Below are 23,487 nucleotides of genomic sequence, written 5' to 3'. Positions count from 1 at the left end.
TTTTTTGGGGGGGGGGGGAGGGGGCGGGGGGGTCGGGGGGGTCGTGGTGTGGGGGAGAAAAAAGGGGGGGCAAGTTTCCGGTGGTGGGGAGTGGGGGTTGTGAGCCGCCCCCCCCCCCCCCCCCCCACTCTCACTTCAAGGCGCCGGGCCGGTTCCGGCCGGGCGGCCCGGCGGCCGATCAGTTGTGCCCGAAGCGCTTCTGACGGCCCTTGCGCGCCATGTCCCCCGGGGTTACCTGGGACTGCCGCTGATCGGCCTGGGCCTCCATCGAGGAGCTCTTCGCCTGCTGCGTACCGCGCTCGGCCGCGCTGCTCTTCTGCTGCTCCCGGTTCTGCTTCCTGTTCTTGGCCATGCTGCTGTGCCTCCAAGTCGGGGTCGCCCCCCGCCGAACACACTGGCACGCGCCGACGAACCGTGCATTTCGGGTAATTACCGTGCGTGATAGATGCACTTATCGATCTGTGCCCGTATCCGCCACGCCGATGATCCAGTTCGGACTGATAACCCCCGTGCGGTCGGGCAGACTCCAAGGAAAGCCAAGGCAAACCAGGGGCACGACCGTGCCGGGGGGCGACCGCACTTCTGGACTGACAGCAAACTGACAGAAAGAGGGTGGAACGTGGACCGCTGCGTCGTCCTGGTGGACGCCGGCTATCTGCTGGGCGCCGCCGCGAGCCTGCTGGCCGGGGAACCCGCCCGGTCCCGCATCACCGTCGATCACGCGACCCTCATCCAGGGGCTGCGCGAGCGGGCCGAGGCCGAGACGCAGTGCCCGCTGCTGCGGATCTACTGGTTCGACGGGGCCCCGGACCGGGTGCCCCAGCCCGAGCACCGCAGGCTCCGCGTCATGCCCCGCGTCACCGTCCGGCTGGGAGCCCTGACCCGCAGCGACGGCCGGTGGGCCCAGAAGGGGGTCGACGCGGCCATGCACGCCGAGCTCACCGAGCTGGCCCGCAACCGCGCCTGTTCCGACATCGTGCTCGTCACCGGCGACGGCGATCTGCTCCCGGGCCTGATGTCCGCCAAGGAACACGGCGTCGCCGTCCACCTGTGGGCCGTCCAGGCCGCCGACGGCGACTACAACCAGTCCGAGGACCTCGTCGCCGAAGCCGACGAGCGGCGCGTCCTGGACCGCACATGGATCACCCGGGCCGTCCGCGCCAAGGAACTCACCGGCATCTGCGCCCCCCAGCCCGCGCCCCGCCCCGAGATCGCCGCCATCCTCTCCGCGCCGCTCCCCGAGACCGCGGCGGCCGCCGCGGCCGCCGCCGCGAGCCGCGCGGCCGAAGCCCGCCCCGACCGGCGCAACGGCACCCGGCCCGCCACCCCCGCCGAGCCCTGCCCCGACACCTGCCCCGAGTCCGAGCGCGGCGCCGAGACCCCCGGCAGCAAGGGCGTGCCCACCCCCAAGGACCTCGCCGGCCTCGCCCGCGGCCTGGCCGGACCGGCACCCCAGAACGGCGCGGACCGGCCAGGCCAGGCCGCGGGGCAAGGCGGGCAAGGGTCGGCACCCGCCCCCAACGCCACCCTGCGCTGGTCCTCCGACAAGGGCTGGGTCGAGCGCAGCGCCGGGAACGGCTTGGGCGAGCCGCCCGAAACGGCCTCCCTCCCCATGCTCGCCCAGCTCACCAGCGCCGAACAGCGCTGGGCCGACCGCGAGGAGGACATCACCACCGTCGGCGGCGATCCCTTCGAGGTCGGCCAGGTCTTCGCCCGCCGCTGGACCGAGCGCCTCACCGACTCCGTCCACCTCCAGCACCTCTCCACCGAGTACCCGCGGATCCCGCACCGCATCGACGGCGAGCTGCTGCGCTACGCGGCCCGCTTCGGGCTGCTCGCGCACAAGGACGACCAGATCGACGAGCACGACCGCTATGCCATCCGGGCGGGATTCTGGCGCGAGATCGACGCGCGCACGGCGGCGGAGCACGCCCCGGCGGGGGACTGAGCCGGAAAACGTCGGAGGCTCCCTCCCGCCGTGCCGGCGACCACCTTCGCAAGGCGGGGCCCGACGGCGTGCGACCCGCCCCGGGTGCGCCACCCCGAAGCAAGCCGCGGGCGCCGGAGCGCGTACCCTCATAGCTCGTGAGGATGGGCGCGAAACAGGCGGAGCGGGGCTCCCCAGGGCGGGCGACGGACGACGCGGTGTGCACCGTGCGCGGCCTGGTCAAGACCTACCCCGCCGCGCGCGGTCGGCGGGGCGCCCCCGGCGCGGCCGCCGTGCGGGCCTCCGACGGCATCGACCTCGACGTCCGGCGCGGCGAGATCTTCGGGCTGCTCGGCCCCAACGGCGCCGGGAAATCCACGCTCGTACGCCAGCTCACCGGTCTGCTGCGGCCCGACGCGGGCAGCGTCGACCTGCTCGGCCACGACCTCGTACGCCACCCCGAGCGCGCCTCCAGGCTCGTCGGCTACCTCGGCCAGGAGTCCACCGCGCTCGACGAGCTGACGGTGTCCCTGGCCGCGGAGACCACCGGGCGGCTGCGCGGCCTCGCCCTGCGCGACGCCCGCGCCGAGCGCGACGCCGTCATCGACGAACTGGGCCTCGCCCCGATCGCCGGGCGGCCGCTGAAGAAGCTCTCCGGCGGCCAGCGCCGGCTCGCCTGCTTCGCCGCGACCCTCGTCGGGGAACGGCCCGTGCTCGTCCTGGACGAGCCCACCACCGGTATGGACCCCGTCGCGCGCCGCGCCGTCTGGGCCGCCGTCGACCGGCGGCGCGCCGAGCGCGGCGCGACGGTGCTGCTCGTCACCCACAACGTCATCGAGGCCGAGACGGTCCTCGACCGGGTCGCCGTCCTCGAACGCGGCCGGATCATCGCCTGCGACACCCCCACCGGCCTCAAGGAGCTCGTCGCCGACGAGGTCCGCGTCGAACTCGTCTGGCGCGCCGAGCCCCCGCTGGACATCCCCGAGGTCGCGGCGCTGCGCGACGCGGCCCACGAGTCGGGCCGCCGCTGGTCGCTGCGGCTCGCCCCCGCCGAGGCGCGGGCCGCTGTGGCCGCCGTGACCGGCGGCCCCGCCTTCGCCGCGCTCGACGACTTCACGCTGGCCACCCCGAGCCTGGAGGACGTCTATCTGGCGCTCGGCGGCGACCGCACGGAGGGACTGGTGAAGGGGTGACCCATTCATGACGGGCCACTGGACCGGACCGAACAGGAGCTGTGCCGGGTGACTGCTGTATCCGCAGAGGTGGTGTCCGGCCGGGCCGGGACCGAGGACCCGGCACGCTCCGAGAGCCGCGCCCGCCCCTGGTCCGACGGCGACGGTGACGGCGCCGCCCCGCTCGCTCCCCGGGCGCGGCTGCTGCCCGCCCTGGTCGCCGTGTACCGGGCGCAGCTCTCGCGCGCCCGGGTGGCCCGGATCCCGCTGCTGTTCGTCGCGACGTTCCAGTCCGTCGGGATCATGGTCCTGATGCGCGGGGTCGTGGACGGCGGGGACGAGGCGCGGGCCGTGGTCGCCGGGTCCAGCGTGCTGGTCGTGGCGTTCGTCGCACTGAACCTCCTCGCCCAGTACTTCGGGCAACTGCGTGCCAGCGGCGGCCTCGACCACTACGCGACCCTCCCGGTGCCGCCCGCGGCGGTGGTACTGGGCGCCGCGGCGGCGTACGCGTCCTTCACCGTGCCCGGCACGGCCGTCACGGCGGTCGTCGGAAGCGCGCTGTTCCATCTGCCGATGACCCACCTGTGGGTGCTCGTCGCGGTGATCCCGCTGGCCGGGGCGGCCCTCGCCGGGCTCGGCGCGGCGCTCGGGCTGCTCGCGCCCCGGCAGGAACTGGCGACGCTGTGCGGCCAGCTGGGCATGTCCGCGGCGCTGCTGCTGGGCGTCCTCCCGGCCGCGCACCTGCCCGCCCCCATCGACTACGCGCGCGATCTGCTGCCCTCCACCTACGGCGTGGAGGCCCTGGCGCGGACCTTCGACGAGCGGCCCGACTGGCTGCTGGTGGCCGCGGACCTCGGGGTGTGCGCGGCCGTCGGCGTGGTCTCGCTGGCCGTCGCCACTTGGGCGTACCGCCGGGCGGCCGTGCGGTGACGCGCCGCAGCGGCGGTCCTGCCGCCGACGGCACGTCGTCGACCTGGCACGATGGCAAGGTGACCGCACCGCTGACGCCGCACGAACCCCCGCACGACTCCTCGCACCATCCCTCGCAGGTCCCCCCGCACGGGCTCGTGCACCGGGAGGCCGCCGACGGGCCGGGGCTCCACGTCGAGCTGCGCCAGGCCGCGGCCGTCGCCGCGGTGGTGAGCCTGGCCGGGGTGCTGCTGGGGCTGCTGTGGCTGTGGCTGGCGCCGCGCGTGCCGCTGATCTCGGACGGCCAGGCCGTCTACCTCAAGGCCACCGAGGGCGAGCAGGCGATCGGCGCGGACGGCACGTTCGTGCTGCTGGCGGTGGGCTTCGGCGCGGTGAGCGCGGCCCTGGTCTTCTGGTTCCTCCGCCGCGGCGGGATCCCCCTCGTCATCGGGCTGGCCCTCGGCTCACTGCTCGCCTCGGTGATCGGCTGGCGGCTGGGGGTGTGGCTCGGCCCGAGCTCCGATGTGGCCGCGAGCGCCCGGGCCGCCGGCCGGGGCGTGGTCTTCGATGCCCCGCTCCGGCTGGCGGCCAAGGGCGCGCTGCTGTTCTGGCCCCTGTCCGCGATGGCCGTCCACCTCGGCCTCACAGCGGCGTTCGGTCCCCGCGACCCGGAACCGGACTGGGCTGCGTCCGGCCTTCCGCCGAAGTCGTAGCGCCCTGCGGGCGCGGGGGGGGAAGGGGGGGGGGGGGGGGGGGGGGGGGGGGGGGGGGGGGGGGAAAAGGGGGGAGGGGGGGTGTCGTCCGGCTTTCCGTCACATTTTCCGCGCCTTCCGTCCACTTCTCCACCCCCCGGATGTTCTTGCTTGGTAACCCAACCCAACCCAACCCCGTCCGGCGTTTGAGGACAGCGCCGCGCAGCGGTGCTGTTACGCCGGTCGTCGGCCGTGGTTGGCGCGGTTCTTCTTCAGGCGCCAGCGACGCTTGCGGGTGCGCTTCGACATGGGCGGTCCCTCCCTGGGCGGGACGCGCGTACGGCGGCCCGCCTCCCTCGGTCGTAATGGAGGGACGCGCAACAGTCCAGGCCCACGGCAAGGAGCGCGGGAGCGCGGGAGTGGCTCAGGGGCGGGCGATCGGCGCGAGCACCGCGCCCGTCAGCGCCGCGAGGTCGTCGGGCGACAGCTCGACCTCCAGCCCGCGTCGCCCCGCCGAGACACAGATCGTCGGATACGTCCCGGCCGAGGCGTCCAGCGCCGTCGGCAGCCGCTTGCGCTGGCCGAGCGGCGAGATCCCGCCCCGCACATACCCCGTGGTCCGCTCCGCGGCCGCCGGGTCGGCCATCGCCGCCCGCTTGCCGCCGACCGCGGCCGCGAGGGCCTTGAGGTCGAGGGAACCGGAGACGGGCACGACGGCCACGGTCAGCACGCCGTCCACATCGGCCACCAGGGTCTTGAACACCCGGCTCGGATCGACGCCGAGTGCCTCGGCGGCCTCCTCGCCGTAGGAGGGGGCGGCCGGGTCGTGCTCGTAGGCGCGCACGGAGAAGACGGTGCCCGCCTTCTCCAGGGCGACGATCGCGGGCGTGGCACCGGACTGCTGTTGTTTTTTCGGCTTCTTCGCCAAAGCCGGCCCCTTCCGTTGACGTTCCGTCGGAGTCCCGTGGGAGTTTTGACGGGGCTCAGTTGGGGCTCGTCGGCCGCCGGGTGAGGTCCACGGCCGGGAGCGACGGGAGCTTACCGATCACCGCGGTCTCGGCGCGCAGCAGTTTCAGCTCCGCCGTCAGCCGGGCCGCCGTGTCCGGGGCCTCCAGCAGCCGCTGCTTGGCCGGGGTGTCCAGCACCGCCGCGGCCGCCACCAGATAGGACAGCACCGACGGCTCGCCGGGCAGGTCCGCCTCCCCGTTCAGCGAGCGCTCGCGCGCCCCCGCCAGCCGCTTCTGGTAGGCCCGGAACGCCCGCACGACACCGGAGGCGAGCGCGCCCGCCTCCTCGCCCTGCTCCTCCTCGATGGTCTCCACCTCACCCGTCAGATACGGGCCCGAGGCGTCGACGGACAGCAGCCGGAAACGGGTGGTGCCGGTGGCCAGCACCTCGTACGTGCCGTTCTCGCGCTCGCGGATCGTCGCCGCGTCCGCCGTGCAGCCCACCAGGTGGAACGCCTTGATCGGGTCGGCGCCGAAGCCGGAGGCCGGTCCCGGCTCCGGCCGGGCGCCCTCGGGCAGCCCCGGCGCGCTGGGCGCGACCTCGCTGCCGTCGCGGATGGCGACGACGCCGAAGCGGCGCGGCTCGTCCTCCGGCAGGGCCGACAGATCGCGCATCAGCGCGCGGTACCGCTGCTCGAAGACGTTCAGCGGGAGGACGAGCCCCGGGAACAGCACCGAGTTCAGCGGGAAGAGCGGAAGGCGCGCGGTGGTCACAGCCGGTAAGCCTAATGGCCCCGGAAGGCGGCGACGGCGGCCGGGATTTCCCCGGACCGCGGTTTCACTGACGGCGCAGCAACCGGGAGGCCCCGGCGGCGACCGTGGTGGCCAGCACCCAGCCGAGCAGGATCAAGGCCGTCACCACCCACTGGGCGGCCCCGAGGGGTTTCCAGAAATTGCCCTGCCCCAGGTCGATGACCGGCAGCAGCAGATCCAGGGTGTACAGCACGGGGCTCCACTCCGGCCCCTCGCCCTCCTTCAGGGGCGCCACCGGGCGCCATGTGAAATACACCGTGCCCACCGCCCACAGCACCGCCATCCACACCGCCGCCCGCCCGGGGCGGTAGCCGTACGCCACCGTCCAGTCCTGGAGGTACCCCCACGCCTTGCCGGCCAGCGGCAGCGTCTCGCGTCTGCGGCGCTGCTTGGCGAGCAGCACCGCGCGCGCGTCCGCGTCCTCGCCGCTGGCCCGCAGAGCGCCCGCCAGCCGCTCGTACGGCTCCGGGGCGTACTCCGGGGTGGCGGCCGCCACCCACTCCAGCCTGCGGGCCAGCGGGAAGTGACCGAGCGGTATCAGGTGCTCGTAGAAGAACCCGGCCATCACCAGGCCGCCGGGCCCCGGCCAGCTGTCCGCCCGGTCGACCAGATTGGCCACCCGCGCCCCCGACAGCACCACCCGCCCGCGCTGCTGCCGCTCCCCGAGGAAGCGCAGCTCGGGCGTCTGCACGCGGCGCAGGGAAAGCTCCTGGTCCGCCTCCATCACGAACCGGGCCTGGCTGAGGTCCACCGCGTCGCCGAACCGCCCGTCGTCGAGCCGCACCCCGCCCTGGCACTCGAAGCTCTGCAGGCGGGTGCCGTGCGCGGGGGTGTTGGTGATGCCGTACGGGGGAGTGGCGCCGGCGAAGGGCGAACCGCTGACACCGGCCGCAGTGAGATACAGGGTGCGCTCCACGGTCAGCTGCGGGGCGTTGAAGGCGCGCCGCCCGAAGGGGTTGTTCAGTGAGCTGCCGCGCAGGCTCAGCGAGGCGCCTATCTTGCCGCCGCGCATGCTCAGCTCGCCGTCGGAACGCATCATCTCGGCCTGCAGGTCCTGCCCGACGGTCAGCCCGTCGGCGGCGATGGACAGCCCCCGCCGGTCCCGGCGCACCATCATCTGGTTGAGCAGCAGGTCCGACCCGATGTGCGCGTCCGTCAGCCGAATGCCGCTCGGGATGACGCAGCGCGGCAGATGCAGATCGCCCTCGGTGGTCAGCCGGGCCGCCTCCAGCCGGGGGATCGCGCAGCCGACCAGCCGCAGCGTGGTGAAACGGCTCTCCGGTAACAGGATCTGCTGCTCGAACCGGCAATTGTGCATCTCGACATACGGGACGACCGTCCCGCCCGAGAGATCCAGCGTGCCGGTGACGTGCACGCCGTTGAGCTTCAGGGCGCAGACGCGGCCCGGCTGGGCGGGCGGGCCGTCCAGGAGCAGCAGGGCGACGATCCGGGCGCGCACACTGCGCTCGGGCCCCCAGGTGTGCGGGCCGGTCGGGTCGTTGCGTTCGGGATAGGGGGTGCGCAGATCGTGGGTGCTGCCATTGCGGAACGCCTGCCACATGCCCCACTCGGCGGTGGTGAGATCGAGCCCGGCGGGCGGTTCACCGTCTCGTGGCTCGGTCACGGCCGTTTCCCTCCCGTCACCTGTACCACTTGTACAGGTCCCATTCCCGCTCTGTGCCCGCTTGAACGCCGATAGTGATGATCAACTGTTCTTCGGGCACCCGTCAACGGCGAACAGCCCCGACGCGACGTATCACTGAGTGGTACGGCGCGCCGTGTGTCGGGACGGGTCTGAGACAATTGGCGGTGTGATCTCCCGAATCGATCTGCGCGGTACCGCCTCGGGCGTCGACCGCGACCTGCTGCCCCGAGCCGAACTCGACGTCGAGGCCGCCCTGGAAAAGGTGCGGCCCATCTGCGAGGACGTGCATCATCGCGGCACCGCGGCCCTGATCGACTACGCGGAGCGGTTCGACGGCGTCCGGATCGACCGGGTGCGCGTCGCCCCCGAGGAGATCACCGGCGCCCTTCAGCGGCTGGATCCGGCCGTACGGGCCGCGCTGGAGGAGTCCATCCGCCGCGCCCGCATCGTCCACCGCGAGCAGCGGCGCACCGACAAGACGGTCAAGGTCGTCCCCGGTGGCACCGTCACCGAGCGCTGGGTCCCCGTCGAGCGCGTCGGGCTGTACGTGCCCGGCGGCAACGCCGTCTACCCCTCGTCCGTCGTGATGAACGTCGTCCCCGCGCAGGAGGCCGGCGTCTCCTCGCTCGCCGTCTCCTCGCCGCCGCAGAAGGACTTCGGCGGTCTGCCGCACCCCACGATCCTCGCCGCCTGCGCCCTCCTCGGCGTCGACGAGGTCTACGCCGCCGGCGGCGCCCAGGCGATCGCCATGTTCGCCTACGGCACCGACGAGTGCCGCCCCGCGCAGCTGGTCACCGGCCCCGGGAACATCTGGGTCGCCGCCGCCAAGCGCCTGCTCAAGGGCCGCATCGGCATCGACGCCGAGGCCGGCCCGACCGAGATCGCGATCCTCGCCGACGACACCGCCGACGCGGCGCACGTCGCCGCCGACCTGATCAGCCAGGCCGAGCACGACGTGCTGGCCGCCGCCGTCCTCGTCACGCCCTCCGAGGCGCTCGCCGAGGCCGTCGAGGCCGAGCTCAAGACGCAGGTCGCCGCCACCAGGCACCAGGAGCGGATCACCGAGGCGCTCGCCGGACGCCAGTCCGGCATCGTCCTCGTCGACCACCTCGACCAGGGCCTCGCCGTCGTCGACGCCTACGCGGCCGAGCACCTGGAGATCCAGACCGCGAACGCCGCCGACGTCGCCGCCCGGGTGCGCAACGCCGGAGCGATCTTCGTCGGCCCGTACGCGCCGGTCTCGCTCGGCGACTACTGCGCGGGCTCCAACCACGTCCTGCCCACCGGTGGCTGCGCCTGCCACTCCTCCGGCCTGTCCGTGCAGTCCTTCCTGCGCGGCATCCACGTCGTCGACTACACCCGCGACGCGCTCGCCGAGGTCACCCACCACGTGGTCACCCTCGCCGAGGCCGAGGACCTGCCCGCACACGGAGCCGCGCTCAAGGCGAGGTTCGGCTGGAAGGTGCCGAAGTAAGTGACCGGCAATCCCACCACGTCCCCCTGGGACGATCTCCCCGTCCGGGACGAACTGCGCGGCAAGTCCCCCTACGGGGCACCCCAGCTCGACGTGCCCGTCCGCCTGAACACCAACGAGAACCCCTACCCGCTGCCCGAGCCCCTCGTCGCCCGCATCGCCGAGCGCGTCACCGAGGCGGCCCGGCACCTCAACCGCTACCCCGACCGGGACGCGGTCGAGCTCCGCACCGAGCTGGCGAAATACCTCACCCGCACCGCCGGGCACGAGGTCGCCCTGGCCAACGTCTGGGCGGCAAACGGCTCCAACGAAATCCTGCAGCAGCTGCTCCAGACCTTCGGCGGCCCGGGCCGCACGGCGATGGGCTTCGAGCCCTCGTACTCCATGCACGCCCTGATCTCGCGCGGCACCGGCACCGGCTGGACCGCGGGCCCGCGCACCGCCGACTTCACCATCGACGTCGACGCGGCCGTCCGGGCCATCGGCGAGCAGCGGCCCGACGTGGTCTTCATCTGCTCCCCGAACAACCCCACCGGCACCGCTGTCGACGCCGCAACGGTCCTGCGGCTGTACGAGGCCGCGCAGGCGGCGAAGCCCTCGATCGTGGTCGTGGACGAGGCCTACGGCGAGTTCAGCCACCACCCCTCGCTGCTGCCGCTCATCGAGGGCCGCCCCCACCTCGTCGTCTCCCGGACCATGTCCAAGGCCTTCGGCGCGGCCGGGCTGCGCCTGGGCTACCTGGCCGCCCACCCCGCCGTGGTCGACGCCGTCCAGCTCGTCCGCCTGCCGTACCACCTGTCGTCCGTCACCCAGGCCACGGCTCTCGCGGCCCTGGAGCACACCGATACGCTGCTCGCCTACGTCGAGGCGCTCAAGGCCGAGCGCGACCGCATCGTCACCGAGCTGCGTGCGATGGGCTGCGAGGTGACGGAGTCCGACGCCAATTTCGTACAGTTCGGACGCTTCGAGGACAGCCACGCGGCGTGGCGGGCCATCCTCGACCACGGCGTCCTGGTCAGGGACAACGGCGTACCGGGCCGGCTGCGGGTCACCGCGGGCACCCCGGCGGAGAACGACGCGTTCCTCGACGCGGTACGTGCCATTCGCAAGGAGATCAACCGATGAACCGCGTGGGCCGCACTGAGCGCACCACCAAGGAGACGTCCGTGCTCGTCGAGATCGATCTCGACGGCACGGGGCAGGTCGACGTGTCGACAGGCGTCGGCTTCTTCGACCACATGCTCGACCAGCTCGGCCGGCACGGCCTCTTCGACCTCCGGGTCAAGACCGACGGCGACCTGCACATCGACACCCACCACACCATCGAGGACACCTCCCTCGCGCTCGGTGCCGCCTTCAAGCAGGCGCTCGGCGACAAGGTGGGCATCTACCGGTTCGGCAACTGCACCGTCCCGCTGGACGAGTCCCTCGCCCAGGTCACCGTGGACCTCTCCGGCCGCCCGTACCTCGTGCACACCGAGCCCGAGAACATGGCACCGATGATCGGCGCCTACGACACGACGATGACCCGGCACATCCTGGAGTCCTTCGTCGCGCAGGCCCAGATCGCCCTGCACGTCCACGTGCCGTACGGGCGCAACGCCCACCACATCGTGGAGTGCCAGTTCAAGGCCCTCGCCCGCGCCCTGCGCTACGCCAGTGAGCGCGACACGCGCGCGGCTGGAATTCTCCCGTCTACGAAGGGCGCGCTGTGAGCGACGCACGCGCGGCCACCGGGCCGCGGATGACCTTGATGCCCGCACCGCTGCGCCGCGCGGGCGGAGAAGCGAACGGATCGACACTGTGAACAGCCTCTCGACCATCCTGATCGTCGTGGGCCTGTTCCTCGTCGGCGGGATCATTTCCTTCGCCAAGCAGGGCATGCCCAAGGGCCTGATCGTGCTGCTCGGCATAGCGTCCGCGATGTGCCTGGTGGCCGGTGTGCTGCGACTGCAGGGGGTCTGGGAATGAGCGACCGCAAGAAGGTCGTCGTCTTCGATTACGGATTCGGCAACGTCCGCTCCGCCGAGCGTGCCCTCGCGCACGTCGGCGCCGAGGTGGAGATCACCCGGGACTACGACCGGGCGATGACCGCCGACGGGCTGCTCGTCCCCGGCGTCGGCGCGTTCGACGCCTGTATGAAGGGGCTGCGCGCCGCCCGCGGCGACTGGATCGTCGGGCGCCGGCTGTCCGGCGGCCGGCCCGTGATGGGCATCTGCGTCGGCATGCAGATCCTCTTCGAGCGCGGCATCGAGCACGGCGTCGAGACCGACGGCCTGGACGAGTGGCCCGGCACGGTCGAGCCGCTCAAGGCCCCCGTCGTGCCGCACATGGGCTGGAACACCGTCACCCCGGCGGCGGACTCCCGGCTCTTCGCGGGCCTCGACGCCGACACCCGCTACTACTTCGTGCACTCCTACGCCGTGCGCGAGTGGGGCTTCGAGATCACCGCGGACCACATCCGGCCGCCCCAGGTCACCTGGGCCACCCACGGCGAGCCGTTCATCGCCGCGGTGGAGAACGGACCGCTGTGCGCGACCCAGTTCCATCCCGAGAAGTCCGGCGACGCCGGCGCCCAGTTGCTGACCAACTGGCTCGCCACCCTCTAGGGTGTGTCCGCAAATTCGCGCCTGGCCCGCGACGCCCGGCACGCGCGCTCGCTGCGTTGTCGGGCTCGCCCGGGTACGCCCGGTAGGAGGACGACCCTCCGCCTTGCGATCGCACGCCCCCAACGCCGCGGGCCACGCCTTTGGGCGTACGCCGCGACTTCGCGGACACACCCCAGCCCTCTCGACCCTGCTATCTAGGAACATGCCTTGAGCGCCAACCGCCTCGAACTCCTCCCCGCCGTCGACGTCCGTGACGGCCAGGCCGTCCGCCTCGTCCATGGCGAGTCCGGCTCCGAGACGTCGTACGGCGACCCGCTGTCCGCTGCCCTCACCTGGCAGCGGGCGGGCGCCGAGTGGCTGCATCTGGTGGACCTGGACGCCGCCTTCGGTACCGGCGACAACCGTGCGCAGGTCGCCGAGGTCGTCCGTTCGATGGACATCAAGGTCGAGCTGTCCGGCGGCATCCGCGACGACGCCTCGCTGGCCGCCGCCCTCGCCACCGGCTGCACCCGCGTCAACCTCGGCACCGCCGCCCTGGAGAGCCCCGAGTGGGTCGCCAAGGTCATCGCCGAGCACGGCGAGAAGATCGCCGTCGGCCTGGACGTCCGGGGCACCACCCTGCGCGGCCGCGGCTGGACCCGCGACGGCGGCGACCTGTACGAGACCCTCGCCCGGCTGGACGCCGAGGGCTGCGCCCGCTACGTCGTGACCGACATCGCCAAGGACGGCACCCTCCAGGGCCCCAATCTGGAGCTGCTCCGGGGCGTCTGCGCGGCCACCGACAAGCCGGTCGTCGCCTCCGGTGGCGTTTCGTCCCTTGACGATCTGCGGGCGATCGCCACTCTGGTACCGGAGGGCGTCGAAGGTGCCATCGTCGGCAAGGCGCTCTACGCCAAGGCGTTCACCTTGGAAGAAGCCCTGGAGGCAGTGTCCGTATGACCGAATCCCCAGCCCCGCGGCGCGTGCAGACAGACAGCCCCTGGGAGGAGTCGATCGGCTTCGCGCGTGCCGTGGCGGCGGGGGACCGGGTCCTCGTCGCCGGGACGATGCCGCTGGTGCACGGCGTCCTGCAGGGCGAGGGCGATCCGTACGAACAGACGCTCACGGCCTTCGGCAACGCGCTCGCCGCGCTGCGCGAGTTCGGCCTCGGCGTCGAGTCCGTCATCCGCACCCGCATGTATCTGACCCACGCGCGGGACGTGGACGCGGTCGGCCGCGCCCACAAGGAACTCTTCGACGCCGTACGTCCCGTGGCGACCCTCGCCGTGGTCTCCGGCTTCGTCGACTCGCGTGTCCTGGTCGAAGTAGAAGTAGAAGCTTACCGAGGAGCATTGAGCACATGACCCTGGCGGTCCGAGTCATCCCCTGCCTGGACGTGGACAACGGCCGGGTCGTCAAGGGCGTCAACTTCCAGAACCTGCGCGACGCGGGCGACCCCGTCGAGATGGCCAAGATCTACGGCGAGGAGGGCGCCGACGAGCTGACGTTCCTCGACATCACCGCCTCCTCCGGCAACCGCGAGACGACCTACGACGTGGTGCGCCGCACGGCCGAGCAGGTCTTCATCCCGCTGACCGTGGGCGGCGGCGTTCGCACCGCCGACGACGTCGACAAGCTGCTGCGGGCCGGCGCCGACAAGGTCGGGGTCAACACCGCGGCCATCGAGCGGCCCGAGCTGATCCGCGAGATCGCGGAGCGCTTCGGCCGTCAGGTGCTGGTGCTGTCCGTGGACGCCCGCCGTACCCCGTCCGGCAGCTTCGAGGTCACCACGCACGGCGGCCGGCGCGGCACGGGCCTGGACGCCGTGGAGTGGGCCCACCGGGCGGCCGAGCTGGGCGCCGGCGAGATCCTGCTGAACTCGATGGACGCCGATGGCACACAGAGCGGCTACGACACCGAAATGATCACGGCGGTGCGCCGGCACGTCACGGTCCCCGTCATCGCCAGCGGCGGCGCCGGCAAGCTCGCGGACTTCGCCCCGGCCATCGAGGCGGGCGCGGACGCGGTCCTGGCCGCGTCGGTCTTCCACTTCGGCACGCTGCGCATCCCGGAGGTCAAGACGGCCCTGCGCGAGGCGGGGCACCCCGTGCGCTAGGGCGCGCCCGCCTTTGTCCTCAAGTGCCGGACGGGCTGAATTTCAGCCCGTCCGGGCAGCGATCAAGCCCGTCCGGCGACAGGGAAAGCCGCCCGCAGGGCCCTCAGATTCCCAGTTTCGCCTCGAGCAGCTCCGCCTGCGCGTCCTTGTCGCCGTCCAGCTCGACCCGGGCGGCGCCCTGGCGGCCGAAGACGAACAGGGTCAGCTCGCCCGGCTCCCCGGTGACCGTGACCACCGGAGTGCCGCGATGGGCCACGGCCGTCCGGCCGTCCGGGCGCCGCAGCACCAGGCCCACCGGCGAGCGGCGGCCCAGCATCCGCGCCATCCGCTCGACGCGGCTCCACAGCGCGTCCGAGAAGACCGGGTCCAGCACCCGCGGCGTCCACTCCGGTTGCGCGCGGCGGACGTCCTCGGTGTGGATGTAGAACTCGACGGTGTTGGCCGCCTCGTCGACCTGCTTGAGGGCGTACGGCGACAGGCGCGGCGGGCCCGTACGGATCAGCCGGAGCAACTCCTCGTACGGCTTCGCGGCGAACTCGGCCTGCACGCGCTCCAGGCGGCCGGCCAGCGGCTTGAGCAGCAGCCCCACGGCCGCGTCGGAGCGGCGCTCGCGGACCACGACGTGCGCCGCGAGATCACGGGTCCGCCAGCCGTCGCAGAGCGTCGGAGCGTTCGGGCCCGCCGTCTCCAACAGGTCGGCGAGGAGGAGGCGTTCGCGCTGGGCATGGGTTGACATGGCGTCAGCCTACGACCGTCACCTCGGCAGTGCCATGGTGCCGCGCCTGCCCCCGTATCCCCACCAGCCGGTCCCGGCCCCCTACTCCGGCAGCGGCGCGGTCAGTTTCGCGCCACCCCGGGCATTGCTGAGGGTGATCGTGCAGGACAGCTGGTTCTGCCCGCGGTCGTAGGTCGTCTTGGCGGGCATCAGCGTGTACGAGTAGTACCGGCGGCCGTCGGCTATGGCGCGCACGCGCTTCTCCGCCTCGGCGTTGCACAGCTCCACGGCCTTCTCCTGGATGTCCCGCTGCGTGGCGAACGTACCCGTCAAGGTCTCGTTGGCCACCACCTCGCCGTCGTGCGCGCTGTCGCACGACCGCGTCTCCACCCTGGTGACGGCGCTGCTCAGCGCCGGGTGGTCGTAGCACTGGCCGGGCTTGAGAACCACGTAGGGAACCATGTTCGGCAGCGAAGGCAGGCTCGGGTCGGCCGACTTGCCGCCCTCCACCGCGCCGCCCTCGCCCGGCGAGAGGCCCGTGGAGTCCTGGGACGCCGAAGCCGCGGCAGACGGGGACGCGCTCGGCGAGGACGTCCCCCGCGCGGTCGGCTTGTCGTCCTTGTCGCCGCTCCGCGAGAGGATCACCCCGCCGACTGCCAGCCCCACCACCAGCACCGAGGCGACCACGATCGCGGCGACCTTCGCGCCGTTACCGCCCGAGGGCGGCGGGGGCGGCGGCATGGGAGGCGCGAACTGCCCGTACTGCTGCCCGAAGCCCGGCTGCCCGCCGTACGGCTGCTGGGCGCCGTACCCCGGCTGCCCGTACTGCTGGCCGGATTGGCCCGGCTGACCGGGCGCCCCCTGCGGGACCTGCTGCCCGTAGGGCTGGCCGAAACTCTGCGGTGGGCCGAATCCACCGCCGTCGCCGGGCGATCGGGGTGTGTTCGGCGGAGGCGGAGAGGTCATGGGCGAAGCATGCCGCATGCCACTGACAGCCCGGCCAGTGGGTTACGGCAACCCCACCGGCTCGAAGCGGCAGAATGGCCACATGACCGGCAACGCCCTCCCCAGCAACCCCACCGGCCCCCGCTCTCCCGGAGCACCGTCCGGATCAGCGTCCGGATCCGGACGTCTGGACCCCGCCATCGCCGCCCGTCTCAAGCGCGACGCCGACGGCCTGGTCCCCGCCATCGCCCAGCAGTACGACACCGGCGAGGTCCTCATGCTCGGCTGGATGGACGACGAGGCGCTCCACCGCACCCTCACCACCGGCCGCTGCACCTACTGGAGCCGCAGCCGCCGCGAGTACTGGGTCAAGGGCGATACCTCCGGGCACGTACAGCACGTCAAGTCCGTTGCCCTGGACTGCGACGCGGACACCCTCCTCGTCAAGGTCGACCAGGTCGGCGCCGCCTGCCACACCGGTGACCGCACCTGTTTCGATGCCGACGTCCTGCTCCTGGCCAAGTAGGCTCCGCTGCCATGGCTGCCACGACCTCAGGCGTCCCGGCCCCCCGCGCCGCGACCACGGGTACCACCACCCCCGACGCCGACACCTTCCGCATGCTCGCGAAGGACCGTCGGGTCATCCCGGTCACCCGACGCTTCCTCGCCGACGGCGACACGCCCGTCGGCCTCTACCGCAAGCTGGCGGCCGAACGGCCCGGCACCTTCCTGCTGGAATCCGCCGAGAACGGCCGCACCTGGTCCCGCTACTCCTTCATCGGCGTCCGCAGCGATGCCACCCTCACCGTCCGCGACGGGCAGACCCACTGGCTCGGCACCCCGCCCGTCGGCGTCCCCACCGAGGGCGACCCGCTGGAGGCGTTGCGCGACACCGTGGCGGCCCTGCACACCCCGCGCGACCTCATAGAGGATGCCGGGCTGCCGCCCTTCACCGGCGGCATGGTGGGCTACCTCGGCTACGACATCGTCCGCCGCCTCGAGAAGATCGGCGAGCTGGGCGAGGACACCCTCGGGCTGCCCGAGCTGACGATGCTGCTCACCTCCGATCTCGCGGTGCTCGACCACTGGAACGGCACCGTGCTGCTGATCGCCAACGCGATCAACCACAACGACCTCGACACCGGCATCGACGAGGCCTACGCCGGCGCCGTCGCCCGGCTCGACGCGATGGCCGCCGACCTCCACCGGCCCACGCCCACCAACCCCACCGTCCTGCCGCCCTCCGAACTCCCCGAATACACCGCACGCTGGGGCGGCGCCGACTACAGGGCGGCCGTCGAGGACATCAAGGAGCGCATCCGCGCGGGCGAGGCCTTCCAGGTGGTGCCCTCCCAGCGCTTCGAGACGCCCTGCACCGCCTCCGCCCTCGACGTCTACCGGGTCCTGCGGGCCACCAACCCCAGCCCGTACATGTACCTGTTCCGCTTCCCCCACGAGAACGGCGACGCGTTCGACGTCGTCGGCTCCAGCCCCGAGGCGCTCGTCAAGGTCGAGGACGGGCACGCCATGGTGCACCCCATCGCGGGCACGCGCCCGCGCGGGGCGAGCCCGCAGGCCGACGCCGCGCTCGGCGACGAACTCCTCGCCGACCCCAAGGAGCGCGCCGAGCACCTGATGCTCGTCGACCTCGGCCGCAACGACCTCGGCCGGGTCTGCGAGCCCGGCAGCGTCGAGGTCGTCGACTTCATGTCGATCGAGCGCTACAGCCATGTGATGCACATCGTCTCCACGGTCACCGGACGCCTCGCCCCCGGCCGTACCGCCTTCGACGTGCTCACCGCCTGCTTCCCCGCCGGCACCCTCTCCGGCGCGCCCAAACCGCGCGCCATGCAGATCATCGAGGAGCTGGAGCCCGCCCGCCGCGGGCTGTACGGGGGCTGCGTCGGCTACCTCGACTTCGCGGGCGACTCCGACACGGCCATCGCCATCCGCACGGCGCTGCTGCGCGACGGCACCGCCTACGTCCAGGCGGGCGCGGGCGTGGTCGCCGACTCCGACCCCGCCGCCGAGGACGCCGAGTGCCGGAACAAGGCCGCCGCCGTGCTGCGCGCCGTCCACACCGCCAATCGGCTGGCCGCCGGCTAGGGGGTCAGCGGGCCGTCTGTGCCGCCTGCGGCGGTGGGCGCCCTGCGGGCGCGTCCTCAATCGCCGGACGGGCTGATTTCAGCCCGTCCGGCGATTGAGGACACAGCCGCGCGGCGGAGGTGCGATGCCACGGCCGGGCAGGCCCCCGCGTTGGGGCCCGGCGCCCGGGCGGGGGATAGTGGTAACCGTGAGCGCAGCCGTACCCCACCCCCGCCCCGTAGCCCAGCCCGCCCCGCGCACCGGCAGCGGCGCCAGACGCAGTGTCGGCGTCGCCCTGCTCTTCGGCGCGCTCGGCGCGGCCCTCGTCCTGCTCTCCGGCGGCCGCACCTGGGCCGAGGGAACCGCCGCCGTGGCCCAGGGCAGCGTCGTCCGGCAGGCCAGCGGCCAGGACGTCAGCGGCCTGCCCGGCGCGCTGGCCATCGTCGGCCTCGCCGCGCTGGTCGCCGTCTTCGCCGTCCGCGGCGCCGGCCGGATCGCCGTCGCCGCGCTGCTCGCCCTGAGCGGCGCCGGTGTGATCGCGGGCGCGCTCGGCGGTGTCTCCGACACCGCCGCCCTGAAGGAGAAGGCGAGCAAGGTCGGCGGCCTCACCGACGGCGCCATCGAGAACGTCACCCACACCGCCTGGCCGTGGGTGGCCCTCGCCGGCGGCGTGCTGCTGCTCCTCGCCGGGCTGCTCGCCCTGCGCTACGGCCGCCACTGGCCCGCCATGTCCGGCCGCTACGAGCGCGACGGCACCCCCCGCCCGCGCCGCGCCCGCACCGCCCCCGACCCGGACCGCCCCGAGGAGCTGTGGAAGGCCCTCGACCGCGGCGAGGACCCCACCGGCGAAACCACGGGCGGAACCACCGGGGACACCTCCCGGAAGTAGCCGGGACAGACACGCCCACCCCAGCTCAAGGCAGCCCCGGCCGTCGGGGACAATGGCATCGAGCGTTCTCTCTGCGCCCGCAGGCGCGATACAGCAACGAGGAGTCATACTCATGTCGGGTAGCAGCCACGGACACACTCCGGCCGCCTGGACCGGTGTCATCATCGCCTTCATCGGCTTCTGCATCTCCGGCGCGTTCACGGTGATGGCCAAGCCCATGGGCTTCTGGGCCGGAATGGTCGTGATCGCCCTCGGTGGTGTCGTCGGCATGGGCATGCGGGCCGCGGGCCTCGGCCAGACCCGCAAGCGCCCCGTCGCCCCGCAGTCGCACGCGCAGACGCAGGGCTGACCTCCGCCTCGTCCCACGCAGAGCTTCTCGCCGCCGCCCGGCACCCCGGGCGGCACCCGCGGGCGCACCTGGCGCGGCTTGGGCCCGTACGGCTGTCCGTACGCGGCCCTGAGCTGCGCCTTCGTCGTTCCCGGGGGAGACTCGACGGTGTGAGGGACCACGCGAGCCGTCCTCAGGATCCAGCGGCCCCCGGCGGCACCACGACGTCGGCTGCGTCGCCCGTGCCGTCTGTGCCGCACATGCCGCCCGTACCGCCTGTGCCGCCCATTCGGCCCATGCCGCCCGAGTCCCTGGCGCACCGCCTCGCCGCCCCGCTCGGAGTCGCGGCGGCGCTCGGTGCGGCCGCCGTCTACATCGGCGCCGTGGACCCCAACGAGGCCGGCCACTACCCGGCCTGCCCGCTGCTGCGCCACACCGGGCTGTACTGCCCCGGCTGCGGCGGGCTGCGCGGCGTCCACGCCCTCGTCCACGGTGACCTGGCCACCGCGCTCGGCGCGAACGCCCTGGCCGTCGCCGGCTACGCCGCCTTCGCCGTGTTCTGGGCCATGTGGCTGGCCAGGGCCCTGCGGGCGGCCCCCGCCGCCCCCGCACGGGCCCTGCGTCCCGGCCACTGGTGGGCGCTGGGCGGCCTCGTCCTCCTCTTCACCGTCGTACGGAATCTGCCGTTCGGGTCGGCTCTGATCCCATGAATGTCCACCTGGCGGGACCTGCGTCAACCGGATGCGAGTCCTTCGCCCTCCGGCAAGTACCATCGCAAGTCCTGGTGGGGTGATTTCCAGCCGCCAGCCCAGACCATCCGAGTCCGGAAGGGGGCCGCTCGCGTGAGTGTGCTCGACGAGATCATCGACGGTGTCCGTGCCGACCTCGCGGAGCGGCAGGCGCGCGTCACCCTCGACGAGCTCAAGCAGCGGGCCGCCAAGGCCCCGCAGGCCAAGGACGGCGTAGCGGCCCTCAAGGGCGAGAACGTCACCGTCATCTGCGAGGTCAAGCGCTCCAGCCCCTCCAAGGGCGCGCTCGCCGCGATCGCCGACCCCGCCGGACTCGCCGCGGACTACGAGGCGGGCGGCGCGGCCGTCATCAGCGTGCTGACCGAGCAGCGGCGCTTCGGCGGCTCGCTCGCCGACCTGGAGGCCGTCCGGGCCCGGGTCGACATCCCGGTCCTGCGCAAGGACTTCATCGTCACCGCCTACCAGCTGTGGGAGGCCCGCGCGTACGGCGCCGACCTGGCCCTCCTGATCGTCGCCGCCCTCGAGCAGGAAGCCCTGGTCTCCCTCATCGAGCGGGCCGAGTCGATCGGTCTCACCCCGCTGGTCGAGGTGCACGACGAGGAGGAGGTCCAGCGCGCGGTCGACGCCGGCGCCCGGATCATCGGCGTCAACGCCCGCAACCTCAAGACCCTCGAGGTCGACCGCGACAACTTCGCCCGCGTCGCGCCCGAGATCCCGGACCACATCGTCAAGATCGCCGAGTCCGGGGTGCGCGGCCCGCACGACCTCATCGCCTACGCCAACGAGGGCGCCGACGCGGTGCTCGTCGGAGAGTCCCTGGTCACCGGCCGCGACCCGCGCGGCGCGGTCGCCGACCTCGTCGCCGCCGGCGCGCACCCCGCCCTGCGGCACGGCAGGGGCTGACCCCTCCCATGATCCGCCGCCGCAGCCGCCCGGGGCCGAGCACACACTCGGCCCCCGTCGGCATGGCGGCGTACGCGCGACTCGCCCGCGGCTGCCGCCCCCGCGGCTGCCGCGCGCCCGCCCGCCGGGTCCACGGCCGCCGGGTGCGCTATCACATCGGCTGTGAGCCGGGTCAGATCAACGGCATGCGATGGCGTCGCCCCACGATGCGCACGACGACGGACCGCCCCCACCGCACCACGGCATAGCCGCGCGCGGAAGTCGCGGTCGACGGTCGTCCTCTCCGCATAGCGTGATGCCCGTCCATCGAGACCTAGCGGGGCCCGCGGGCCCCGACTGAGGAGTACGTCGGATGTCGTCTGACTTCTTCATCCCGGACCCGGAGGGTCACATCCCGAGCCCCGAGGGCTACTTCGGCGCCTTCGGTGGCAAATTCATCCCCGAGGCGCTCGTCGCCGCCGTCGACGAGGTCGCCGCGGAGTACGAGAAGGCGAAGGCGGACCCCGCCTTCGCGGCCGAGCTCAATGAACTGATGGTCAATTACACCGGTCGGCCGAGTGCCCTGACCGAGGTGGCGCGCTTCGCCGAACACGCGGGCGGCGCCCGGGTGTTCCTCAAGCGCGAGGACCTCAACCACACCGGCTCCCACAAGATCAACAATGTGCTGGGCCAGGCGCTGCTCACCAAGCGCATGGGCAAGACCCGGGTCATCGCCGAGACCGGTGCCGGACAGCACGGCGTGGCCACCGCCACCGCCTGTGCGCTCTTCGGCCTGGAGTGCACCATCTACATGGGCGAGGTCGACACCGAGCGCCAGGCGCTCAACGTCGCCCGGATGCGGATGCTCGGCGCCGAGGTCGTCGCGGTGAAGTCCGGCAGCCGCACCCTCAAGGACGCCATCAACGAGGCGTTCCGCGACTGGGTCGCCAACGTCGACCGCACCCACTACCTCTTCGGCACCGTCGCCGGCCCGCACCCCTTCCCGGCGCTGGTGCGCGACTTCCACCGGGTCATCGGCGTCGAGGCGCGCCGCCAGATCCTGGAGCGGACGGGCCGTCTCCCGGACGTCGCCGTGGCGTGCGTCGGCGGCGGGTCCAACGCCATCGGCCTCTTCCACGCCTTCCTGCCCGACACCGGCGTCCGGCTGATCGGCTGCGAGCCGGGCGGCCACGGCGTGGCGAGCGGCGAGCACGCGGCCACCCTCACCGCCGGCACCCCCGGCATCCTGCACGGCTCCCGCAGCTACGTCCTCCAGGACGAGGACGGCCAGATCACCGAGCCGTACTCGATCTCCGCCGGGCTCGACTACCCCGGCATCGGTCCGGAGCACTCCTACCTCAAGGACCTCGGCCGCGCCGAGTACCGCGCCGTCACCGACGACGAGGCCATGGAGGCACTGCGGCTGCTGTCGCGCACCGAGGGCATCATCCCCGCGATCGAGAGCGCCCACGCGCTCGCGGGCGCCCTCGACCTCGGCAAGGAGCTCGGCCCGGACGGGCTCGTCCTGGTCAACCTCTCCGGGCGCGGTGACAAGGACATGGACACCGCCGCGCGCTACTTCGGGCTGTACGACAACGACGCTGCGGGGGCGAAGTGATGGCGGGCAACATCGAACTGCTCAGCTCCGTACTGGCCACGGCCAGGGCCGAGGGGCGCGCCGCGCTCGTCGGCTACCTCCCGGCCGGCTTCCCGACCGTCGACGACGGCGTGCGGGCCGTCACCGCCATGGTCGAGGGCGGCTGTGACGTCGTCGAGGTCGGGCTGCCGCACAGTGACCCGGTCCTGGACGGCCCGGTCATCCAGACCGCCGACGACATCGCCCTGCGCGGCGGCGTCAAAATCGTCGACGTGATCCGCACGGTCCGCGAGGCGCACGCCGCGACGGGCGCCCCGGTGCTCTGCATGACCTACTGGAACCCCGTCGACGCCTACGGCGTCGAGCGGTTCGCCGCCGATCTCGCCGAGGCCGGGGGAGCGGGCTGCATCCTGCCGGACCTGCCGGTCGAGGAGTCCGAGGTATGGCGCAAGGCCGCCGAACAGCACGGCCTGGCCACCGTGTTCGTCGTCGCGCCCAGCAGCCGCGACGAGCGGCTCGCCAAGATCACGGCAGCGGGCAGCGGCTTCGTCTACGCGGCCTCGCTGATGGGCGTCACCGGCACCCGCGCGTCCGTCGGACAGGAGGCGGAGGAACTGGTACGGCGCACGCGCGCGGTCACCGAGCTGCCCGTCTGCGTCGGACTCGGCGTCTCCAACGCCCGGCAGGCCGAGGAGGTCGCGCAGTTCGCCGACGGTGTCATCGTCGGATCGGCCTTCGTGAAGCGGCTGTTGGACGCCCCCGACCTGGAGACGGGCCTGGCCGGAGTGCGCGCACTGGCGGGTGAACTCGCCGCGGGCGTCGCGAGGCGCGCGTAATCCGTTTGAAGGAAAACACGGCCGGGGGCGCGCATGGGTGCGCCCCCGGTTCGTTGTAGCGGGATGTGAGCCAGAAGAACAGCGACGGAAAGCGCAGCGCCCGCGAGCGGCTGCAGGAACAGCGTCAGAGGGAGGAGTCCCGCGCCAAGCGCAAGCGGGCCCTGATCGCCGGGGCCGT

Annotated in this window: 28 protein-coding genes; 21 read left to right on the top strand and 7 right to left on the bottom strand. The window is 73.0% G+C overall.

Translation table 11 applies throughout. From position 1 onward, the window contains the following. Window positions 1–178 precede the first annotated feature (178 nt). Complete coding sequence (locus ACZ53N_RS13295; protein ID WP_184730600.1) at window positions 179–352, bottom strand: hypothetical protein; 174 nt, start codon at window positions 350–352, stop codon at window positions 179–181. 267 nt (window positions 353–619) lie between these two features. Here ACZ53N_RS13295 and ACZ53N_RS13290 point away from each other — a divergent pair, with 267 nt between their 5' ends. From ACZ53N_RS13290 to ACZ53N_RS13275, 4 genes are all read left to right on the top strand, one after another. Then, entirely contained in the window at window positions 620–1,948 is a 1,329-nt protein-coding gene (locus ACZ53N_RS13290; protein WP_469140983.1) for an NYN domain-containing protein, read from the top strand. Between the two features lie 143 nt (window positions 1,949–2,091). Further along, the gene (locus ACZ53N_RS13285) at window positions 2,092–3,120 is read left to right on the top strand and encodes an ABC transporter ATP-binding protein (protein ID WP_362217575.1); all 1,029 of its coding nucleotides are present in this window, start codon (window positions 2,092–2,094) and stop codon (window positions 3,118–3,120) included. 48 nt (window positions 3,121–3,168) lie between these two features. Next, on the top strand, window positions 3,169–4,029 hold the full coding sequence (locus tag ACZ53N_RS13280; RefSeq protein ID WP_469140982.1) for an ABC transporter permease: 861 nt from the start codon (window positions 3,169–3,171) through the stop codon (window positions 4,027–4,029). 59 nt (window positions 4,030–4,088) lie between these two features. Beyond that, on the top strand, window positions 4,089–4,721 hold the full coding sequence (locus tag ACZ53N_RS13275; RefSeq protein WP_469140981.1) for an ABC transporter permease: 633 nt from the start codon (window positions 4,089–4,091) through the stop codon (window positions 4,719–4,721). Between the two features lie 213 nt (window positions 4,722–4,934). On the opposite strand, the gene ACZ53N_RS13270 is transcribed toward ACZ53N_RS13275, so the two are convergent. The 4 genes from ACZ53N_RS13270 to ACZ53N_RS13255 all read right to left on the bottom strand — a co-directional run bounded on the left by ACZ53N_RS13270 (window position 4,935) and on the right by ACZ53N_RS13255 (window position 8,084). Next, complete coding sequence (locus ACZ53N_RS13270; protein ID WP_430542707.1) at window positions 4,935–5,009, bottom strand: 50S ribosomal protein bL37; 75 nt, start codon at window positions 5,007–5,009, stop codon at window positions 4,935–4,937. A gap of 115 nt (window positions 5,010–5,124) precedes the next feature. Further along, window positions 5,125–5,628: a Cys-tRNA(Pro) deacylase gene (gene ybaK, locus ACZ53N_RS13265; RefSeq protein WP_469140980.1), complete on the bottom strand. Its 504-nt coding sequence runs from the start codon at window positions 5,626–5,628 to the stop codon at window positions 5,125–5,127. A gap of 55 nt (window positions 5,629–5,683) precedes the next feature. Continuing rightward, window positions 5,684–6,421, bottom strand: coding sequence for an LON peptidase substrate-binding domain-containing protein (locus tag ACZ53N_RS13260; protein WP_469140979.1), 738 nt, complete (start codon window positions 6,419–6,421; stop codon window positions 5,684–5,686). Between the two features lie 64 nt (window positions 6,422–6,485). Further along, window positions 6,486–8,084, bottom strand: a complete 1,599-nt coding sequence (locus tag ACZ53N_RS13255; protein WP_469140978.1) for an oxidoreductase — start codon at window positions 8,082–8,084, stop codon at window positions 6,486–6,488. A gap of 187 nt (window positions 8,085–8,271) precedes the next feature. On the opposite strand from ACZ53N_RS13255, the gene hisD reads away from it, so the two are divergent. The 8 genes from hisD (at window position 8,272) to hisF (ending at window position 14,283) form a co-directional block, all read left to right on the top strand. Next, window positions 8,272–9,579, top strand: a complete 1,308-nt coding sequence (hisD, locus tag ACZ53N_RS13250; RefSeq protein WP_469140977.1) for a histidinol dehydrogenase — start codon at window positions 8,272–8,274, stop codon at window positions 9,577–9,579. Continuing rightward, window positions 9,580–10,704 carry a histidinol-phosphate transaminase gene (locus ACZ53N_RS13245; RefSeq protein ID WP_469140976.1) on the top strand — a complete coding sequence of 375 codons (1,125 nt, stop codon included), beginning with the start codon at window positions 9,580–9,582 and terminating at the stop codon, window positions 10,702–10,704. Then, on the top strand, window positions 10,701–11,294 hold the full coding sequence (hisB, locus tag ACZ53N_RS13240) for an imidazoleglycerol-phosphate dehydratase HisB (protein ID WP_418098928.1): 594 nt from the start codon (window positions 10,701–10,703) through the stop codon (window positions 11,292–11,294). Before ACZ53N_RS13245 ends, hisB begins: the two co-directional genes overlap by 4 nt. Before the next feature lie 88 nt (window positions 11,295–11,382). Next, a complete protein-coding gene (locus ACZ53N_RS13235; RefSeq protein WP_365207098.1) occupies window positions 11,383–11,550 on the top strand; it encodes a hypothetical protein in 168 nt (55 codons plus the stop codon). Next, a complete protein-coding gene (gene hisH / locus ACZ53N_RS13230; RefSeq protein WP_469140975.1) occupies window positions 11,547–12,188 on the top strand; it encodes an imidazole glycerol phosphate synthase subunit HisH in 642 nt (213 codons plus the stop codon). Before ACZ53N_RS13235 ends, hisH begins: the two co-directional genes overlap by 4 nt. A 207-nt stretch (window positions 12,189–12,395) precedes the next feature. Further along, the gene (gene priA, locus ACZ53N_RS13225) at window positions 12,396–13,127 is read left to right on the top strand and encodes a bifunctional 1-(5-phosphoribosyl)-5-((5-phosphoribosylamino)methylideneamino)imidazole-4-carboxamide isomerase/phosphoribosylanthranilate isomerase PriA (RefSeq protein ID WP_365371195.1); all 732 of its coding nucleotides are present in this window, start codon (window positions 12,396–12,398) and stop codon (window positions 13,125–13,127) included. Continuing rightward, complete coding sequence (locus ACZ53N_RS13220) at window positions 13,124–13,531, top strand: RidA family protein (RefSeq protein ID WP_469140974.1); 408 nt, start codon at window positions 13,124–13,126, stop codon at window positions 13,529–13,531. The genes priA and ACZ53N_RS13220 overlap by 4 nt, the downstream gene beginning before the upstream one ends. Next, window positions 13,528–14,283, top strand: a complete 756-nt coding sequence (hisF, locus tag ACZ53N_RS13215) for an imidazole glycerol phosphate synthase subunit HisF (RefSeq protein WP_469140973.1) — start codon at window positions 13,528–13,530, stop codon at window positions 14,281–14,283. The genes ACZ53N_RS13220 and hisF overlap by 4 nt, the downstream gene beginning before the upstream one ends. Before the next feature lie 103 nt (window positions 14,284–14,386). Here hisF and ACZ53N_RS13210 read toward each other — a convergent pair whose 3' ends face one another. Continuing rightward, window positions 14,387–15,019, bottom strand: coding sequence for a TIGR03085 family metal-binding protein (locus tag ACZ53N_RS13210; protein WP_469140972.1), 633 nt, complete (start codon window positions 15,017–15,019; stop codon window positions 14,387–14,389). Window positions 15,020–15,100: 81 nt separating this feature from the next. After that, window positions 15,101–15,964, bottom strand: a complete 864-nt coding sequence (locus tag ACZ53N_RS13205) for a septum formation family protein (RefSeq protein WP_469140971.1) — start codon at window positions 15,962–15,964, stop codon at window positions 15,101–15,103. An 82-nt stretch (window positions 15,965–16,046) separates the two neighbouring features. Between ACZ53N_RS13205 and hisI the strand changes: the two genes are divergently transcribed. From hisI to trpA, 9 genes are all read left to right on the top strand, one after another. After that, window positions 16,047–16,469: a phosphoribosyl-AMP cyclohydrolase gene (hisI, locus tag ACZ53N_RS13200; protein ID WP_469140970.1), complete on the top strand. Its 423-nt coding sequence runs from the start codon at window positions 16,047–16,049 to the stop codon at window positions 16,467–16,469. A gap of 11 nt (window positions 16,470–16,480) precedes the next feature. Beyond that, the gene (locus ACZ53N_RS13195; RefSeq protein ID WP_469140969.1) at window positions 16,481–18,049 is read left to right on the top strand and encodes an anthranilate synthase component I; all 1,569 of its coding nucleotides are present in this window, start codon (window positions 16,481–16,483) and stop codon (window positions 18,047–18,049) included. 187 nt (window positions 18,050–18,236) lie between these two features. Beyond that, window positions 18,237–18,917 carry a TIGR02234 family membrane protein gene (locus ACZ53N_RS13190; protein WP_469140968.1) on the top strand — a complete coding sequence of 227 codons (681 nt, stop codon included), beginning with the start codon at window positions 18,237–18,239 and terminating at the stop codon, window positions 18,915–18,917. Between the two features lie 112 nt (window positions 18,918–19,029). After that, a complete protein-coding gene (locus ACZ53N_RS13185) occupies window positions 19,030–19,266 on the top strand; it encodes an HGxxPAAW family protein (protein WP_469140967.1) in 237 nt (78 codons plus the stop codon). Window positions 19,267–19,541: 275 nt separating this feature from the next. Continuing rightward, window positions 19,542–19,955, top strand: coding sequence for a DUF2752 domain-containing protein (locus ACZ53N_RS13180; protein WP_469140966.1), 414 nt, complete (start codon window positions 19,542–19,544; stop codon window positions 19,953–19,955). A 132-nt stretch (window positions 19,956–20,087) separates the two neighbouring features. Next, on the top strand, window positions 20,088–20,897 hold the full coding sequence (gene trpC, locus ACZ53N_RS13175; protein ID WP_184730640.1) for an indole-3-glycerol phosphate synthase TrpC: 810 nt from the start codon (window positions 20,088–20,090) through the stop codon (window positions 20,895–20,897). Between the two features lie 62 nt (window positions 20,898–20,959). Beyond that, the gene (gene trpM / locus ACZ53N_RS13170; protein WP_469141094.1) at window positions 20,960–21,145 is read left to right on the top strand and encodes a tryptophan biosynthesis modulator TrpM; all 186 of its coding nucleotides are present in this window, start codon (window positions 20,960–20,962) and stop codon (window positions 21,143–21,145) included. 104 nt (window positions 21,146–21,249) lie between these two features. Further along, window positions 21,250–22,494 (top strand): tryptophan synthase subunit beta, encoded by a 1,245-nt coding sequence (gene trpB / locus ACZ53N_RS13165; RefSeq protein WP_469140965.1) that lies wholly within the window; start codon window positions 21,250–21,252, stop codon window positions 22,492–22,494. Further along, the gene (gene trpA / locus ACZ53N_RS13160; protein WP_469140964.1) at window positions 22,494–23,309 is read left to right on the top strand and encodes a tryptophan synthase subunit alpha; all 816 of its coding nucleotides are present in this window, start codon (window positions 22,494–22,496) and stop codon (window positions 23,307–23,309) included. The genes trpB and trpA overlap by 1 nt, the downstream gene beginning before the upstream one ends. Window positions 23,310–23,487 lie beyond the last annotated feature (178 nt).

This window comes from Streptomyces sp. NPDC033229, from assembly GCF_055576875.1.
The sequence above is the reverse complement of the archived record's forward strand: the minus strand, read 5'-3'. Positions and strand labels throughout refer to the sequence as shown.